The sequence below is a fragment of the Brevibacillus brevis genome (genome assembly GCF_022026395.1).
Taxonomy (GTDB): Bacteria; Bacillota; Bacilli; order Brevibacillales; family Brevibacillaceae; genus Brevibacillus.
Genome location: NZ_CP041767.1, coordinates 207,501 through 222,960, shown reverse-complemented (window position 1 = coordinate 222,960; position 15,460 = coordinate 207,501). Strand labels below are relative to the sequence as shown.

The 15,460-nt window shown below is 47.9% G+C and carries 15 protein-coding genes and 1 other annotated feature (1 of these 16 running past the window's edge); of the genes, 1 reads left to right on the top strand and 14 read right to left on the bottom strand.

What is annotated here, in order from left to right:
• Positions 1–4: 4 nt before the first annotated feature.
• From cysS to FO446_RS01245, 6 genes are all read right to left on the bottom strand, one after another.
• On the bottom strand, positions 5–1,411 hold the full coding sequence (gene cysS / locus FO446_RS01270) for a cysteine--tRNA ligase (RefSeq protein ID WP_173612320.1): 1,407 nt from the start codon (positions 1,409–1,411) through the stop codon (positions 5–7).
• Complete coding sequence (cysE, locus tag FO446_RS01265; RefSeq protein WP_064202937.1) at positions 1,392–2,057, bottom strand: serine O-acetyltransferase; 666 nt, start codon at positions 2,055–2,057, stop codon at positions 1,392–1,394. Before cysE ends, cysS begins: the two co-directional genes overlap by 20 nt.
• A gap of 89 nt (positions 2,058–2,146) precedes the next feature.
• Positions 2,147–2,406 (bottom strand) — a binding site (T-box leader).
• Positions 2,407–2,433: 27 nt separating this feature from the next.
• The gene (gene gltX, locus FO446_RS01260) at positions 2,434–3,900 is read right to left on the bottom strand and encodes a glutamate--tRNA ligase (RefSeq protein ID WP_173612319.1); all 1,467 of its coding nucleotides are present in this window, start codon (positions 3,898–3,900) and stop codon (positions 2,434–2,436) included.
• A gap of 87 nt (positions 3,901–3,987) precedes the next feature.
• A complete protein-coding gene (gene ispF, locus FO446_RS01255) occupies positions 3,988–4,461 on the bottom strand; it encodes a 2-C-methyl-D-erythritol 2,4-cyclodiphosphate synthase (protein ID WP_232774671.1) in 474 nt (157 codons plus the stop codon).
• 3 nt (positions 4,462–4,464) lie between these two features.
• Positions 4,465–5,151, bottom strand: coding sequence for a 2-C-methyl-D-erythritol 4-phosphate cytidylyltransferase (gene ispD, locus FO446_RS01250; protein WP_232774670.1), 687 nt, complete (start codon positions 5,149–5,151; stop codon positions 4,465–4,467).
• A 27-nt stretch (positions 5,152–5,178) separates the two neighbouring features.
• Positions 5,179–6,267 (bottom strand): PIN/TRAM domain-containing protein, encoded by a 1,089-nt coding sequence (locus FO446_RS01245; RefSeq protein ID WP_173612316.1) that lies wholly within the window; start codon positions 6,265–6,267, stop codon positions 5,179–5,181.
• A gap of 286 nt (positions 6,268–6,553) precedes the next feature.
• Between FO446_RS01245 and FO446_RS01240 the strand changes: the two genes are divergently transcribed.
• Positions 6,554–6,949 (top strand): DUF1573 domain-containing protein, encoded by a 396-nt coding sequence (locus FO446_RS01240; protein ID WP_173612315.1) that lies wholly within the window; start codon positions 6,554–6,556, stop codon positions 6,947–6,949.
• Positions 6,950–7,044: 95 nt separating this feature from the next.
• On the opposite strand, the gene pssA is transcribed toward FO446_RS01240, so the two are convergent.
• From pssA to FO446_RS01200, 8 genes are all read right to left on the bottom strand, one after another.
• Entirely contained in the window at positions 7,045–7,773 is a 729-nt protein-coding gene (gene pssA, locus FO446_RS01235; RefSeq protein WP_173612314.1) for a CDP-diacylglycerol--serine O-phosphatidyltransferase, read from the bottom strand.
• A 114-nt stretch (positions 7,774–7,887) separates the two neighbouring features.
• Complete coding sequence (gene disA / locus FO446_RS01230) at positions 7,888–8,964, bottom strand: DNA integrity scanning diadenylate cyclase DisA (RefSeq protein WP_221869267.1); 1,077 nt, start codon at positions 8,962–8,964, stop codon at positions 7,888–7,890.
• An 8-nt stretch (positions 8,965–8,972) separates the two neighbouring features.
• Complete coding sequence (gene radA, locus FO446_RS01225; protein WP_088910268.1) at positions 8,973–10,340, bottom strand: DNA repair protein RadA; 1,368 nt, start codon at positions 10,338–10,340, stop codon at positions 8,973–8,975.
• A gap of 105 nt (positions 10,341–10,445) precedes the next feature.
• Positions 10,446–12,896 carry an ATP-dependent Clp protease ATP-binding subunit gene (locus tag FO446_RS01220; RefSeq protein ID WP_016742864.1) on the bottom strand — a complete coding sequence of 817 codons (2,451 nt, stop codon included), beginning with the start codon at positions 12,894–12,896 and terminating at the stop codon, positions 10,446–10,448.
• A gap of 60 nt (positions 12,897–12,956) precedes the next feature.
• Complete coding sequence (locus tag FO446_RS01215) at positions 12,957–14,030, bottom strand: protein-arginine kinase McsB (RefSeq protein ID WP_232774669.1); 1,074 nt, start codon at positions 14,028–14,030, stop codon at positions 12,957–12,959.
• Positions 14,031–14,049: 19 nt separating this feature from the next.
• Entirely contained in the window at positions 14,050–14,568 is a 519-nt protein-coding gene (locus tag FO446_RS01210) for a protein-arginine kinase activator protein McsA (RefSeq protein WP_012683955.1), read from the bottom strand.
• Positions 14,569–14,584: 16 nt separating this feature from the next.
• Positions 14,585–15,049, bottom strand: coding sequence for a CtsR family transcriptional regulator (locus FO446_RS01205; protein WP_048035636.1), 465 nt, complete (start codon positions 15,047–15,049; stop codon positions 14,585–14,587).
• A gap of 187 nt (positions 15,050–15,236) precedes the next feature.
• On the bottom strand, positions 15,237–15,460 hold the end of the coding sequence (locus tag FO446_RS01200; RefSeq protein WP_221869268.1) for an HAD hydrolase-like protein. 463 nt of this gene lie beyond the right edge of the window; only the last 224 of its 687 coding nucleotides appear in the window; its start codon lies off the right edge, out of view; it ends in the stop codon at positions 15,237–15,239.

Below are 15,460 nucleotides of genomic sequence, written 5' to 3'. Positions count from 1 at the left end.
CCCCTTATTTTCGACGCCAGCGAACACCTTGTGGCGTGTCCTCCAGCACGATTCCTTTTGCTGCGAGCAGATCGCGGATTTCGTCAGAACGCGCAAAGTTTCTTGCTTTGCGAGCTTCTGTGCGCTCTTCGATTAACGCATCAATCTCACTATCCAACAGCTCCTGCCCTTCTGCAATTTCAAGACCAAGAACTTCCGTCAACTCCACCAACAAATCCATGTACGCACGAACTTCGGTTTCGCCTACATTTTGATGACGCAAATACAGGTTGGCTTCCTTCACGACGTCAAAAATAACGGTAATCGCATTCGCAGTATTAATATCATCATCCATCTCAGCAATGAAGCGCTCGCGAAGCTCTCCAATGATTCGTGCCTGCTCCTGTGCCTGATCATTCGGCTCTTCTGCGCGCACGGTATCCAGTCGATGGGACAGATTCGTATACGCCGTCTTGATTCTATCCAAACCATTGGCCGCTTGTTCGATCAACTCTTCGCTAAAATTGATCGGGTTGCGATAGTGTCCCTGAAGCATAAAGAAGCGAATTAATTGACCACCGAATTTTTCCGAAAGATCGCGTGCAAGCAAGAAATTCCCGAGAGATTTGGACATTTTTTCGTTATCGATATTGAGCATCCCGTTGTGTAGCCAGTAGCGAGCAAAAACTTTACCCGTAAAGCACTCCGACTGGGCAATTTCGTTTTCGTGATGCGGGAACACAAGGTCTGTTCCGCCCGCATGGATATCGATTTCCTCACCCAAAAACTTCAGGGCCATTGCCGAGCACTCAATATGCCATCCCGGTCTTCCTTCGCCCCACGGACTATTCCAGGTAACTTCTCCAGTCTTAGCCGCTTTCCAAAGTACAAAGTCCAGGGGATGTTCCTTTTTCTCGTTGATTTCCACACGAGCACCTGCCTGCAAATCATCCAACGGTTGATGCGATAGCTTTCCGTATTCCTGAAAACGTCCTGTGCGGAAATAGACGTCACCTTCACTCTCATAGGCGAAGCCTTTTTCAATCAGTCCTTGCACGAATTCAATGATTTCTGGAATTGTCTGCATCACTCGCGGTTGAATATCCGGTGGTGATACGTTCAGTGATTTCAGATCAGCATTGTACGCATCTGTGTATCGATCCGCCACTTCTTTGACAGTGACACCCTCCTGATTCGCCACACGAATCAGTTTGTCATCTACGTCCGTAATATTTTGCACGAATGTCACTTCGTAGCCACGATATTTCAAGTAACGGCGCAATGTATCAAATACAATGGCAGGGCGCGCATTTCCAATGTGGATGTAATTGTACACGGTCGGGCCGCACACGTACATTTTTACCTTTCCTGGCTCCAATGTGTGAAACGGTTCCTTTCGCCGTGTCATCGTGTTAGTTAGCTGAATGCCCATCGTTCTTTTTATCCTCCCTCAAAAGCTCCAATTCTTTGCGTAATTGATCAATTTCCTTTTGCATCATACGAATCGTATCCGCTACCGGGTCTGGCATGTTTACATGGTCGAGATCGTTTTTGACCCGCTTGCCATCCTGAATGACGATGCGTCCCTTGATTCCTACTACGGTCGAGTTAGGCGGTACCTCCTGCAAGACAACAGCACCAGCCCCTATCTTTGAATTATCGCCAATTTTGAAGGAGCCCAACACTTTTGCTCCCGTCGCAATAATGACATCATTGCCGATCGTAGGGTGACGCTTCCCTTTTTCTTTACCTGTTCCCCCGAGTGTAACCCCTTGATAAATCGTTACATTGTCTCCGATTTCGCATGTTTCTCCGATCACAACACCCATGCCATGGTCAATGAACAGGCCGCGGCCAATAGTTGCGCCCGGGTGAATCTCAATTCCCGTGAAAAAACGGGATAGTTGAGAAACAATTCGGGCGAGTGTACACAGCTCAGCCTTCCAGAGCCTGTGGGCAATCCGGTGCCCCCATATCGCGTGCAAACCGGAATAGGTCATGACGACTTCCAACGTACTGCGCGCAGCCGGGTCTCGTTCAAAAACAGCATGAATGTCATCTCTCATCTGTGCTAACATTTTTGGGTGGCACCTCCTGCCTGATTTACCTGCCGAGTGTTCAACTTCCTCTAAAATAAAAAACGTCCCCATCCCCTCAAATACGAAGGGACAGAGACGGGTTTACCGTGGTTCCACTCTGCTTAGATCGTCTTGGCTGCAAAGACTTAACAAACAACTTTGAACGATCTCGCTCTTATCCCGATAACGGCGGGAAGCCGATGGCGCCTACTGACATCTTTTCAAAAAGATAGGTTCAGCTCATTGCTCACAGGGGCATTTCCATACAGGGCACATCAGATGGCTCTCACCTATCCATCCTCTCTGTAGATGTGCAGACTGTTGTACTTCTCCTGATCGTCGCATTCCATATTTATAAAAGAAAACCAGCCAATACTTACTGACCGTTTGCAATTACTTGCTGTGCGCGTGCAATCACCTTGTCGCGGCCGAGCAGATACAACGTCTCTGCCAAATCACGACCATGCGCCTGGCCAGTTGCTCCTACGCGAACCGGCATAAACAACGCCTTGCCTTTGTGACCCGTTTCCTTTTGCACGTCCTTGAGTACCGCTTTAATAACATCCACATTATATGCATCCTGGGCAGAAAGGTGTTTCACAAAGGAAGTCAGTACTTCCGGCAATTGCGGTTCTTTCAGCACCAGAGTTGCTTCTTCATCGTACACCACTTCGTCGAGGAAGAAAAGAGCTGCCAACGGAACGATTTGCGCACAGTAGGACATTTGTTCCTGGTACAGACCTACGATACTGCGAACCCATTCGCGCTTCTCGGCAGACAAATTCTCTTCGATGAAGCCAGCCTTTTGCAGATGCGGGATACACATGTCTGTGATCATATCCAGCGGTTGGCGCTTCAAATAGAAGTTGTTCATCCAGTTCATCTTCGTTGCATCAAAGACAGCTGGCGACTTGTTCACGCGGTCCATAGAGAACAGCTTGATCAGATCTTCCATTAAGAAAATCTCTTCCTCGCCACCTGGAGACCATCCCAAAAGAACAAGGAAGTTCACGATTGCTTCTGGCAAGAAGCCGAGGTCACGATACTGTTCAATGAACTGAAGAATGCTCTCGTCGCGCTTGGACATCTTTTTACCGTCTTGGTTGAGGATCAGTGCCAAGTGAGCAAAGTCAGGCGCTTCCCACCCAAACGCTTCATAAATCATCAATTGACGAGGCGTGTTGGACAGATGCTCTTCTCCACGGATGACGTGGCTAATTTTCATCAAATAGTCGTCCACTACAACGGCGAAGTTGTATGTAGGAATCCCATCCGGACGGCAAATAACGAAATCGCCCATCTCGTTGGAGTTGAATGTTACCTGGCCACGAATCAGGTCGTTCACGACATACTCGCGATCATCCTGAACGAGGAAGTGAATGGATGGCACTCGGCCTTCTGCTTCGTACTGAGCACGCTGCTCGTCCGTTACATGGCGATGCTTTTCCAGAATACGTGGCGTTTCTCCACGCGCGAGCTGTTCTTCACGCTCTGCATCCAACTCTTCTTTTGTCGCGTAGCAGTAGTACGCTTTGCCTTCTGCCAGCAGTTGATCGATATATTTCCGATAAATGTCCAGGCGCTCTGTTTGACGGTACGGTCCATATGGTCCACCAACGTCTGTACCTTCTTCCCATGTTACGCCGAGCCATTTCAGGTTTTTCATTTGTTCTTCGTCCGCATTTTCCTTATTGCGCGTTTGGTCCGTATCTTCAATCCGAACGATGAATGAACCACCGTGATGTTTCGCAAAAAGATAATTGAAGAGCGCTGTTCGCGCACCGCCGATGTGTAAATGCCCCGTAGGACTCGGCGCATAACGAGTGCGAATTTCTTTCGCCATTGGTAGCACCATCCTTATGAATGTAAAAGGCTATAACCTTGACCTAAGTAAAAACGTATCTAAGGCTTTATGTTACACCTTGCCCCTCTACTTGACAAGCAAGCATACCGCCTGAGCAGCGATTCCTTCTCCTCTGCCTGTAAAACCGAGTTTCTCCGATGTCGTCGCCTTCACATTCACTTGCGAGAGATCGTCTGCCTCCAACACGCGGGCAATGACTGCACACATTTGCGGGATGTACGGCGCCATCTTCGGTGCTTGGGCAATGATCGTTGCATCCACGTTTCCTAAACGGTAACCGCGCTCCAGAACCAGCTTCCATACATGCTCCAGCAGCTTTACGCTATCGGCATCCTTGAAAGCCGGGTCTGTATCCGGGAAATGACGACCAATATCCCCCTCACCAATCGCACCAAGAATCGCGTCACTAATCGCATGGAGAAGAACGTCCGCGTCAGAATGCCCTAGCAAACCTTTTTCATACGGGATGGTGACGCCTCCGATAATGCATGGACGTCCCTCTACCAATTGATGCACGTCAAAACCTTGTCCAATACGCATGAGCTACTCTCCCTTTCGTTTCCGCAATATCTCTTCACCAAACCACAGATCGTCTGGCGTCGTAATCTTAATGTTCTCATAGCTTCCCTGCATAATCGATACCGGATGACCTAGCCACTCAACCAGCATCGCATCATCCGTACCCTGCTTCCCCGCTGCCTCAGCTGCCTGATGTGCCTCTCGCAATAAAGACATACGAAAAGCTTGTGGGGTTTGAACCGCCCACAAGCTTTCCCGTGCCGGAGTTGACTCTACGAGTCCATTTGCCCCCACCACTTTAATCGTATCTTTGACAGGTACTGCCATGATCGTTGCCTGATCTTGTTGCACCTGTTTGATCATGTCACTGATCTGTTTGCGAGTGACGAAAGGACGGGCAGCATCGTGAACCAGTACGTAATCGCAATTTGCGGATAGTGATGCCAAGCCGTTTCTCACACTGTCTTGTCGCTCTGCTCCACCCAGAGTAACCACGACCGCCAGCTTTTCAGCCGAGATCCAGGCCATAACTTCTGCGTGGTCTGCTTCACTCACCACCAGCACGACTTCATCAATGTCGGGATGAGTGGCAAAAAGACGTACCGTATGAGCCAAGATCGGCTCGCCCGCAAGCGGTAACCACAACTTGTTTCGTTGTCCACCCATTCGTTTACCCGAACCGGCTGCAACGATCACGACACCCGTGCTCACTGATTCATCCCTCTCCTGTTGGCTTTTCTATAATGCTCGTTCCAGTAACTTTGGTTTGGCGAAGATCATACGTCCTGCTGAAGTTTGCAGTACACTCGTTACGAGAACATCAACGTCGTTTCCGATGTATTCTCGTCCGCCCTCTACAACAATCATCGTGCCATCATCCAGATAAGCGACACCCTGACCGTGCTCTTTTCCATCCTTGATGACTTGAACGTTCATCTCTTCTCCAGGTAAAACTACAGGCTTGACTGCATTTGCCAAATCATTGATGTTCAATACCGCAACACCTTGCAGCTCACATACCTTATTCAGGTTAAAGTCGTTTGTTACGACCTTTCCGTTAATGAGCTTTGCGAGCTTGATCAGCTTGCTGTCCACCTCGGATACTTCTTCAAAATCGCCTTCCCAAATCTGAACCTTTACCTTCATTTCTTTTTGAATCTTATTCAAGATATCCAGACCCCGACGACCGCGGTTTCTCTTCAGTACATCGGAGGAATCGGCGATATGCTGCAGCTCCTCTAACACAAATCCCGGAATGACCAGTACCCCTTCCAGAAAGCCGGTACGGCAAATATCTGCGATGCGTCCATCAATGATGACACTGGTATCGAGAATTTTATTTTCCAAGTTAACGGCAGTTGTCGCACTTTCCTTTTTCCTGTCCTTGCGTCCAATCGAAAATACCGACATAATCTCGTCCCGCTTGCGAAATCCTACCTGGAAGCCCAAATAACCGAGCAACCCGGAAACAATTAACGGCAAAAGATCTCCTACAAATGGAATCGGAATTTTACTGATGGGCAGGAATAATAAGAATGCAACAATAAGACCACTAATCAACCCCATCGCTCCGAACATCACATCGACAACCGGCATTTTGACGAGTGCCTCTTCACCCCATCGAACGATGCGCAGAACATAATCCACAACCCAATTCGCTAAAAAGAAAAACAAGATGGCACCCAGTATAGCTCCAATATATTGCGATCCGGCTACTACACCAAAGTTTAACAATGGATCGAGCAACGAAAACAATTCGTCACCAAATCGATACCCCAATCCGCCACCAATCAAAACAAAAATGAATTTTCCTACTCGGCGTAACATGCCTTCACCTCCTTTTACTAATATAGACAGAAGCCTAAGAGTAAAACCCTATTTTTTTCCAAATCATTATAATGCTTCATTTTACTTTCCCTCACTATAGCAAAAAAGATTTTGCCATGTCAAATAGCCAAAAATTTTAACATAGTTGTCATTTTCTCGTCAACCCGGGAACACTCGTTTCCTTTGATGATAAATTGACAGGGAGCTGACTCCCTTCTTATAATGTCAGTATCGTAATGAGAGAAAATTATGACGATACCAACAGCCTAAAGCAGAGGTGAACCAGATGGACAATCGAAACATAGACGACTTTCAAACGCAAGTATCGGAGCTTTTGATCAGACATCGTAGCGTACTGGACGTCATGTCCAAAGTTCAGGAAACGGCATCCCGCATTAACCGTTCACTGACAAAAGCCATCACCGAATGCGGCTGTGTCGAAGTGGTTGCCAAAAAACAGACGTACGATTCGAACAAGAATCTGGAGGACAACAAGTCCCATTTGGACACCCACTTTAACGGACCGCTGTGCGAGCATTGTCGCGATGTAGTTACTGCTGAGCTTGGCAAAAACATCTTCTACCTCACTGCTTTGTGCAATATTACTGACATTAAGCTAGAAGATGTGCTTCAGAAAGAATCCAACCGCCTGAATACTTTGGGTGTCTTCAATCTGTCTTAAAAGTCCGTTACTCGTATTACGAATGAACCCTAAAAAAAGTTGCATACAAAAAAGAAAAACCCGCACATTGAAGTGTGGGTTTTTTTAGGTCGTAACTATTCAAACGGAACGGTTTCTTCCTCTTTGTTTTTACGCTTGCGTAATTTTTTGACGAGAAAGTCAACGTTTTTTTTTATTCCGTACAGTGCATAAAAAGCAAGTGGCAGGAAAACGATTTTTGGAAATTGCTGCGGGTACTTAATCGCTACAACAACCACAATCGCGATGATAATGGGTGTGATCCAGTAAGCAGACTTTGGAATCCCCACTTTTTTAAAGTTAGGATACTTGACCTTTGATACCATCAAAAAGGCAAGCAACAACATACTTACGGCAAGCAATACCGGAGTGAATACCTGGTGATAGAGTGCGAGCGTAGCCAGTACGCCCCCCGCTGCCGTAATCGGCAAGCCGATGAAATACCCCGGAACCCCGGCCTGTACGTTAAAACGCGCCAAACGTAGCGCACCGCAGATCGGAAAAATGGCTGTAATGAGAATCCCAAGCAAATCAAAGTGTTGCAAGACGACAACATACATGATGAACGCTGGCGCAATCCCAAATGTAATAACGTCAGAAAGGGAATCCAATTCCTTCCCGAACTCACTTTGGGCATTCAACATACGAGCTACACGTCCATCCAGCCCGTCTGCCAGCATACCAATGATCACTGTGATCGCTGCATATTCGACGTATTGATCGCCTCGAAACGCAAGAATAATTGCTAAAACTCCCAGAAACAAATTGCTTACGGTTAGTATGTTCGGTAACGATTTCACGAACATAGACTACCTCCTGATTTCTTTTGCGTAAGGAGCAGGTTATCCTGTTGACCTTGTTTTTATCCAAGTCCCTTAGGCAAATGCTGAATACAAATAATGCCTTTATCCTATTCTACTTTAAATGTGCCTGTCAATGAACACTTGTTCTTGAATCCGTTTCAGTCCCTCTTTAATCGCTCTCGCTCGAACCTCGCCAATGCCTTCCACTTCGTCTAATTCCTGAATCGTTGCCATCATGATTCGAGGCAGATGATGAAAATGTTCTACCAGATTCGAGATGATCGTAACGGGCAGACGCCTGATCTTGTACAGGATCCGATAACCTCTAGGGGAAACCGATTCATCCAGCATACTGGCATTAGAGGAATACCCCAGCGTTCGCAAAAAAGAGGTGAGCTCCAGCATTTCCTCTGAGTTTAATTTTTTCATGTCCCGCAGCACAAGATCAGGTGAATAGGATGCATCTCGGGAATAATCCCGGATAAGCATATGAGCCTCTTCCTCAATGTTTGAAACCAGTTCCTCCAACTGCATACTGACGAGCCTTCCTTCTACTCCTAGCTCACATATGTACTTGGAGACCTCTGTCTTAATACGTAACACCATCTCAATCCGTTGCAAAACCGAGGCAACTTCGTGTAAAGTAACGAGCTCCTCGAATTCTAACGCACCGAGATTCGTCAAAGTTTGATCAAGCACGGCCTTGTATTTCTCAAGGGTAGATACAGCTTGATTCGCCTTGGCCAAAATGACACTAATTTCGCTTAAAACATACCGGAAATTCCCCTGGTATAGCGTGATTACATTGCGACGCTGGGAGATAGCAATGACCAGATGATTCGTTTGAATGGCCGTGCGTTGTGCTGTACGATGCCGTGTCCCCGTCTCGCTCGTGGGGATTGAGGAGGGCGGGAAGATTTGCGTATTTGCGTACAGGATGCGTTTTGCGTCTTCACTTACTATAATCGCCCCATCCATCTTCGCTAATTCATACAAATGGGCAGGAGAAAAATCACAATTGATGGAAAAACCGCCATCGACAATCGACTTCATCTCCGGACCGCACCCAATAACGATCAAACCCCCGGTTTTGGCCCGTAAAACATTTTCCAACCCTTCACGAAGCTGTGTACCGGGTGCCACGAGACGAAGCACATCACCGATTTGCGGAGTTCTTTTGATGTTCCCCTGCATGCCCACTCCTACCTCCTTATCACCTCGTTCAACGCATCGGCAATATTGCTCACACCAATTACTTGAATATCTGCTGGGGCATCCAGACCGCGGATGTTTTTCTCTGGTATGATGACACGCTTAAAGCCCAATTTATGTGCTTCTCGTACTCGTTGCTCAATACGAGAGACACCGCGCACCTCACCAGTCAAGCCAATTTCTCCGATAACAACATCATGCGGATTGGTAGCGTGGTCACGGAAGCTGCTTGCAATGCTTACGGCAATCGCCAAATCAACTGCTGGCTCATCCAGTCTGACCCCACCTGCTACGTTTACATATGCATCCTGATTTTGCAGCATCATGCCCATGCGCTTTTCCAACACTGCCATAATCATCGCCACACGCTGATGGTCGACCCCTGTTGCCGTTCTCCGTGGGGTTACAAAGCTGGTCGGGGCAACGAGAGCTTGCAGCTCAACCAAAACGGGACGTGTGCCCTCCATACTGGCTACGACCGTGGAACCCGCAACGCCAAATGGACGCTCTGCCAAAAATATCTCAGATGGATTCGCCACTTCCTCCAAGCCGCGATCCTTCATTTCGAAAATACCGATTTCGTTTGTCGAACCAAAACGGTTTTTGACGGCGCGCAAAATTCGAAACGTATTATGGCGCTCCCCTTCAAAATAGAGAACAGCATCCACCATGTGCTCAAGCATACGCGGACCAGCGATAGAACCTTCCTTGGTTACGTGACCGACAATGAAGGTACCGATCCCTTTTCCTTTTGCAATTCGCATCAATTGAGCAGTAGCCTCGCGCACTTGTGCGACGCTCCCCGCAGCCGATTGGATCGTCGGGTGAAACACGGTCTGGATCGAGTCAATAATCAGCACATCCGGGTCTACTTGATTAATATGCTGTTCGATCAAATCCAAATCATTTTCTGCCAATACAAACATCGGCGGCGTTTGCAAATGAAGTCGATCCGCGCGAATTTTGATTTGTTTTGCCGACTCCTCTCCCGATACATAGAGAACCTTCGCCCCTTGATGAGCCAAGGCAAAAGAAGTCTGCAAAAGCAAGGTCGACTTTCCGATTCCGGGATCTCCCCCCACCAAAATGAGTGAACCCGGAACAAGCCCTCCACCTAGAACACGATTCAATTCTCCAATCGTCGTATCCATCCGTGGCTCTTCTTCACTGGCTACCTGGGTTAATGGAATCGCAGATTGGCGCTGGCCTCCGCTCAGCCCTTCGTGACGATGGGCATTTTTTACCGTCACTTCCTCTACCAACGTGTTCCAGCTGCTGCATCCTGGACATTTCCCCATCCATTTTGGCGATTCATAGCCACATTCTTGACACGCGTATTTCGTTTTATACTTTGACATAATCGCACCCTCACTTGGATTTAATTTCTCTACTTTTATCATAATTACGCACCCAAAAAAAGAATACCTCCTGAATCAGGAGGCATTCTATTACGTTTCAACAGCTTACGATTTCGTTTTTTCGAGGCGCTTGACTACCAGCTTGCCTTCTTCGGCTTCGATATTGACGGTATCGCCTTTACTGATCGTACCCTTGAGCAATTCCTCAGACAAATTATCCTCGATGTGGCGCTGGATAGCACGACGCAGAGGGCGTGCACCATAGGCCGGATCAAAGCCTTCTTTTGCCAGTACTTTCTTGGCTTCTTCAGTCAATTGGAAATCAATGTCTTGCTCTTTCAAACGTTTACGCAGCTCTTCTGTCATGAGCGATACGATTTGCTCGATGTGCTCTTGCTCCAAAGAGTGGAACACGATTACTTCATCGATACGGTTCAGGAACTCAGGACGGAAGCTCTTCTTCAGCTCATCCATGACTTTGTCCTTCATGTCCTGATACTTTCTTTCCGAATCGTTGGTCGTGAAGCCAAGCGTTGTATTTTTCTTGATCATGCTGGCTCCGACGTTGGAAGTCATGATGACAACCGTGTTGCGGAAATCGACGGTACGCCCCTTGGAGTCTGTCAGACGGCCATCATCCAATACTTGCAAGAGGATGTTGAATACGTCTGGGTGAGCTTTCTCGATTTCGTCCAGCAAAATGACGGAGTAAGGCTTGCGACGAACTTTTTCGGTTAGCTGGCCGCCTTCGTCAAAGCCTACGTAGCCAGGAGGGGCACCTACCAAGCGAGCGGTGGAATGCTTCTCCATGTACTCAGACATATCCACACGGATCATGGCATCCTCGTCACCGAAAAGTGTCTCCGCCACAGCACGAGCCAATTCAGTTTTACCAACACCGGTAGGTCCCAGGAAGATAAACGAGCCGATCGGGCGTTTTGGGTCTTTCAAGCCAGCACGGGCACGGCGGATCGCACGCGAGATGGATTTGACTGCTTCATCTTGGCCAATGACACGATCGTGCAAAATCTCTTCCATCTTCAGCAAGCGCTCTGTTTCTTCTTCCTTCAGCTTCAACACAGGAATACCCGTCCAGCTCGCCACTACTTGCGCGATGTCTTCTGGCGTAACCTCCATGTTCAGCTGGCCTTGGCGCTCTTTCCAGTCTTTTTTCGTTTTATCCAGCTCTTCACGCAGTTTTTGCTCCTGATCGCGAAGGGCTGCTGCTTCCTCGAACTCTTGTGATTGTACGGCAGCGTCTTTTTCCTTGCGTACCTCTTCCAAACGTCCCTCCAGCTCTTTGAGGTTGGGTGGAACCGTAAAGGATTGCAAGCGAACTTTGGATGCCGCCTCGTCAACCAAGTCGATGGCCTTGTCAGGCAGGAAGCGTTCCGTAATATAGCGGTCAGACAGTTTTACTGCCTGCTCAATTGCTTCATCGGTAATTTTGACGCGATGGTGGGCTTCGTAACGATCACGTAGGCCATGCAGGATACGAATAGCATCCTCCGCTGTCGGTTCATCAACCTGAATCGGTTGGAAACGACGCTCCAGTGCTGCGTCTTTTTCGATGTACTTGCGATATTCATCCAGCGTAGTAGCACCTACGCACTGTAGCTCGCCACGTGCCAGAGCAGGCTTCAAAATGTTGGAGGCATCAATTGCGCCTTCTGCTCCACCGGCACCAATCAAGGTGTGCAGCTCATCAATAAACAGGATGATGTTTCCTGCTTGGCGAATTTCGTCCATGATTTTTTTCAGACGATCCTCGAACTCACCGCGATATTTGGTTCCCGCAACAACAGTTCCCATATCGAGGGTCATGACGCGCTTATCACGAAGGGTCTCCGGAATTTCGTTGTTCACGATTTTTTGGGCAAGACCTTCTGCGATAGCTGTTTTCCCGACGCCAGGCTCCCCAATCAAAACAGGGTTGTTCTTGGTGCGTCTGCTAAGTACTTGGATCACACGCTCGATTTCTTTTTGGCGACCGATGACTGGGTCCAGCCCGCCATCACGAGCAATTGCAGTCAGATCCCGAGCCAAGCCGTCCAGTGTCGGCGTATTCGCAGCTGGATTCCCTCCAGACGGTTGATGAGATGCCATCATTTCCGAGCTGCCAAGCAGCTGAAGCACCTGTTGACGTGCCTTGTTCAGGCTAACGCCCAAATTGTTCATGATTCTTGCAGCAATGCCTTCTCCTTCACGGATCAAGCCAAGCAGAATATGTTCAGTCCCCACATAGGTATGACCCAGTTTGCGAGCTTCGTCCATCGACAGTTCAATGACCTTTTTGGCGCGAGGTGTATAGTTTGGTGTGTAATTACTACCGGACTGCTCTGTTCCTCGCCCGATTAACGACTCCACTTCACTCTGGATTTTATCGAGGCCAAGCCCAAGTGATTGCAGTGCCTTTGCAGCAATCCCTTCGCCTTCTCGAATGAGTCCCAGTAGCACATGCTCTGTCCCAATATCTTTGTGCCCGAGACGAACCGCCTCTTCCAGGGCAAGCGCCAGTACTTTTTGTGCTCGTTCTGTAAAACGTCCAAACATCATATCGTACACCTCCGTATAACCGTGTTTTTTCTCTATATGGTTAACAATTGCGTGATACCATTACTCTTGCGATTCTACTACGCGCAGACGCTCGCGGATCAACCTTGCCCTTCTTTCGTCGCGTTGGTCCGGAGTGAGCTTTTGACCAGCGTGGTGTTGTAAAAACCCTGGCTGTGTCGTGACCAACAGTTCGTTTAGGACCAGCGGAGACACGTTTGGAATGATGCCAAGATCAATCCCCAGACGGACATCGGACAGGCGCTGAGCCGCTTCTTTGGACTCTACCGTGCGAGCATACATCAAGATGCCAAACGACCGAAAAATCCGATCCTCCAAAGAAACCCGTGTATGCTCCAGCAAGTACGTACGTGCCACACGCTCTTGCTCAATAATCTGTCTGGCTACACCGTAGAGATTGGAAAGGATATCGGACTCAGACATCCCCAGTGTGACCTGATTGGATAACTGAAAAAGATTCCCTAGAGCTTCGCTGCCCTCTCCGTAAATTCCTCTAACGACCAGACCAACTTGATTAATCGCCTGTAAAATTCTGCTGATCTGCTGCGTCATCACCAGAGCGGGCAAGTGCAGCATCACGGATGCACGAATTCCCGTACCCACATTGGTTGGGCAACTTGTAAGATATCCACGTGTTTCGTCGAACGCGTAGTTCAAGTTTTTCTCAAAAATGTCGTCTATCTTCGTACCTATTTCCCATGCCTCGTTCAAACGAAACCCGGGTAATAGTACCTGTATTCGAATGTGATCTTCTTCATTAACCATAATGCTGACAGACTCATCTTCCCGAAGTAATACGGCACCTTTGCGAGATTCCTCTGCCAGATGGGGGCTAATTAGATGCTTTTCTACGAGCACGCGTTTTTCTAACGGGTTAATTTGATCCATATGGATAGCCTGGAGCTGATGCCGTTTGCGCATTGCCTCCGAATCGCTTACTTCCGTTACCTTTCTGACGACTTCCTCGCCCTGCGAGTCCGTTGCCAATAACGGAAAGGGGTGCTGGCGCAGGTTACGGGCGATACGCAGCCGTGTACTAATGACAATGTCGGAATCAGGACCTTCTCCTTTCATCCAATTGCTCCACGGGTTTTGCATAAACTGCTTTTGGGACATAACCAGCTAACCTCCCTTGCTACGATTGGGCCATTTTTTGTTCCAATGCTCGAATTCGATCACGCATTTCTGCTGCCTTCTCGAACTCTTCACTGGCGACATGACTTTGCAGCGCTTGCTTTAGTTGCTCCAGCTCTTTACGGATCTTCAGTTTGCCACCGGTGCGCTCTGGTACTTTTCCACTATGCTGTGTGTTTCCATGAATCCGGCGGAAAAGTGGGTCCAGCCGATCTCCCAAAAAGGTGTAGCAATCACTACAGCCAAATCGGCCACTTTTACTAAATTGAGCATATGTGAGTCCACATGTTTCGCATTGAAGCGGCTTATTCGTTGCCGTTTCGCGTCCATTCTTTTGCATGGGATCAAATTTTAAAAGTCCTGACAGGAGATTGTTGATGCTGAAGTTGTGAAAGCCGGTAAAGACGTCCCCTTTTTCATGAGCACACTGCTCGCAAATATGGTATTCGGTTTTTTCGCCATTGACGATTTTCGTCAAATGAAGTGTCGCCGGTCGTTTTCCGCATTCCTCACAGTTCATATCATCATACCTCCTTTTACTTCAACAAGATTGCTGCGATCATCTGCTTTAAAATATTTGCCCGCAAACGATCCCGCAATTCAGCTTCTAAGGTCAATACGTTTCTCGAGGTAGCGATTTTCATCAAGGTGGCTTCTCTGATGTTGACTAATCCTTCCTCAAATAGTCTTTCTACGATCGCATTTCCCACGCTTTGACTGATGCTCTCACCAATCAGTTCTTCTGTTAGCAATTCTTGCAAGCGTGCTTTGCTGACAATCTGCACCTTGCGTATGCGAATATACCCGCCGCCCCCGCGCTTACTCTCTACGATGTAGCCTTTTTGAACGGTAAAGCGCGTATTGATGACGTAATTGATCTGAGACGGCACACATTGAAAATGGTCGGCAAGCTCACTACGCTGAATCTCGATCGATCCATTGGGACTGTTTGTAATGATGCTTTTCAAGTGATGTTCAATGATGTCCGAGATGTTACGCAAGTCATCGCCTCCTATTCCTCTGTGTATGTTCTTATGAGGTACCTATTGACTTTGACTATCTTTGACTTTAATTATAATGGGTTTAGTGCGTGCCCGCAAGTGTCCCTTACACATTCTAGTGTGGGCAAAAGAGGGTCGCTTGAAACTTGGACATGATCAACAAAAAAACCACTCCCTGAGGAATGGTTTATGCCTGTTTTTGCGTATTGGTGTCGATTGCTGGCAAATGATTTAGTAGCTGTGAGAAGCTGGTAATGATGATATCTGCCCCATCAAGCTCGCCTGGTTTGGCAAAGCCAAAGTCGCATCCAATGGTAAATAAACCGTTTGTTTTGCCTGCTTCCACATCGGAGTGACGATCTCCTACCATGATGGCTTGCCCAATTTTGTAATCAGACAACAATTTTGCAA

Excerpts from the sequence above, each read along its gene's own strand:
- cysS (WP_173612320.1), bottom strand. The coding sequence starts at position 1,411 with ATGGGCATTCAGCTAACTAACACGATGACACGGCGAAAGGAACCGTTT.
- cysE (WP_064202937.1), bottom strand. The coding sequence starts at position 2,057 with ATGTTAGCACAGATGAGAGATGACATTCATGCTGTTTTTGAACGAGAC.
- gltX (WP_173612319.1), bottom strand. The coding sequence starts at position 3,900 with ATGGCGAAAGAAATTCGCACTCGTTATGCGCCGAGTCCTACGGGGCAT.
- ispF (WP_232774671.1), bottom strand. The coding sequence starts at position 4,461 with ATGCGTATTGGACAAGGTTTTGACGTGCATCAATTGGTAGAGGGACGT.
- FO446_RS01245 (WP_173612316.1), bottom strand. The coding sequence starts at position 6,267 with ATGTTACGCCGAGTAGGAAAATTCATTTTTGTTTTGATTGGTGGCGGA.
- FO446_RS01240 (WP_173612315.1), top strand. The coding sequence starts at position 6,554 with ATGGACAATCGAAACATAGACGACTTTCAAACGCAAGTATCGGAGCTT.
- pssA (WP_173612314.1), bottom strand. The coding sequence starts at position 7,773 with ATGTTCGTGAAATCGTTACCGAACATACTAACCGTAAGCAATTTGTTT.
- disA (WP_221869267.1), bottom strand. The coding sequence starts at position 8,964 with ATGCAGGGGAACATCAAAAGAACTCCGCAAATCGGTGATGTGCTTCGT.
- radA (WP_088910268.1), bottom strand. The coding sequence starts at position 10,340 with ATGTCAAAGTATAAAACGAAATACGCGTGTCAAGAATGTGGCTATGAA.
- FO446_RS01220 (WP_016742864.1), bottom strand. The coding sequence starts at position 12,896 with ATGATGTTTGGACGTTTTACAGAACGAGCACAAAAAGTACTGGCGCTT.
- FO446_RS01215 (WP_232774669.1), bottom strand. The coding sequence starts at position 14,030 with ATGTCCCAAAAGCAGTTTATGCAAAACCCGTGGAGCAATTGGATGAAA.
- FO446_RS01210 (WP_012683955.1), bottom strand. The coding sequence starts at position 14,568 with ATGAACTGTGAGGAATGCGGAAAACGACCGGCGACACTTCATTTGACG.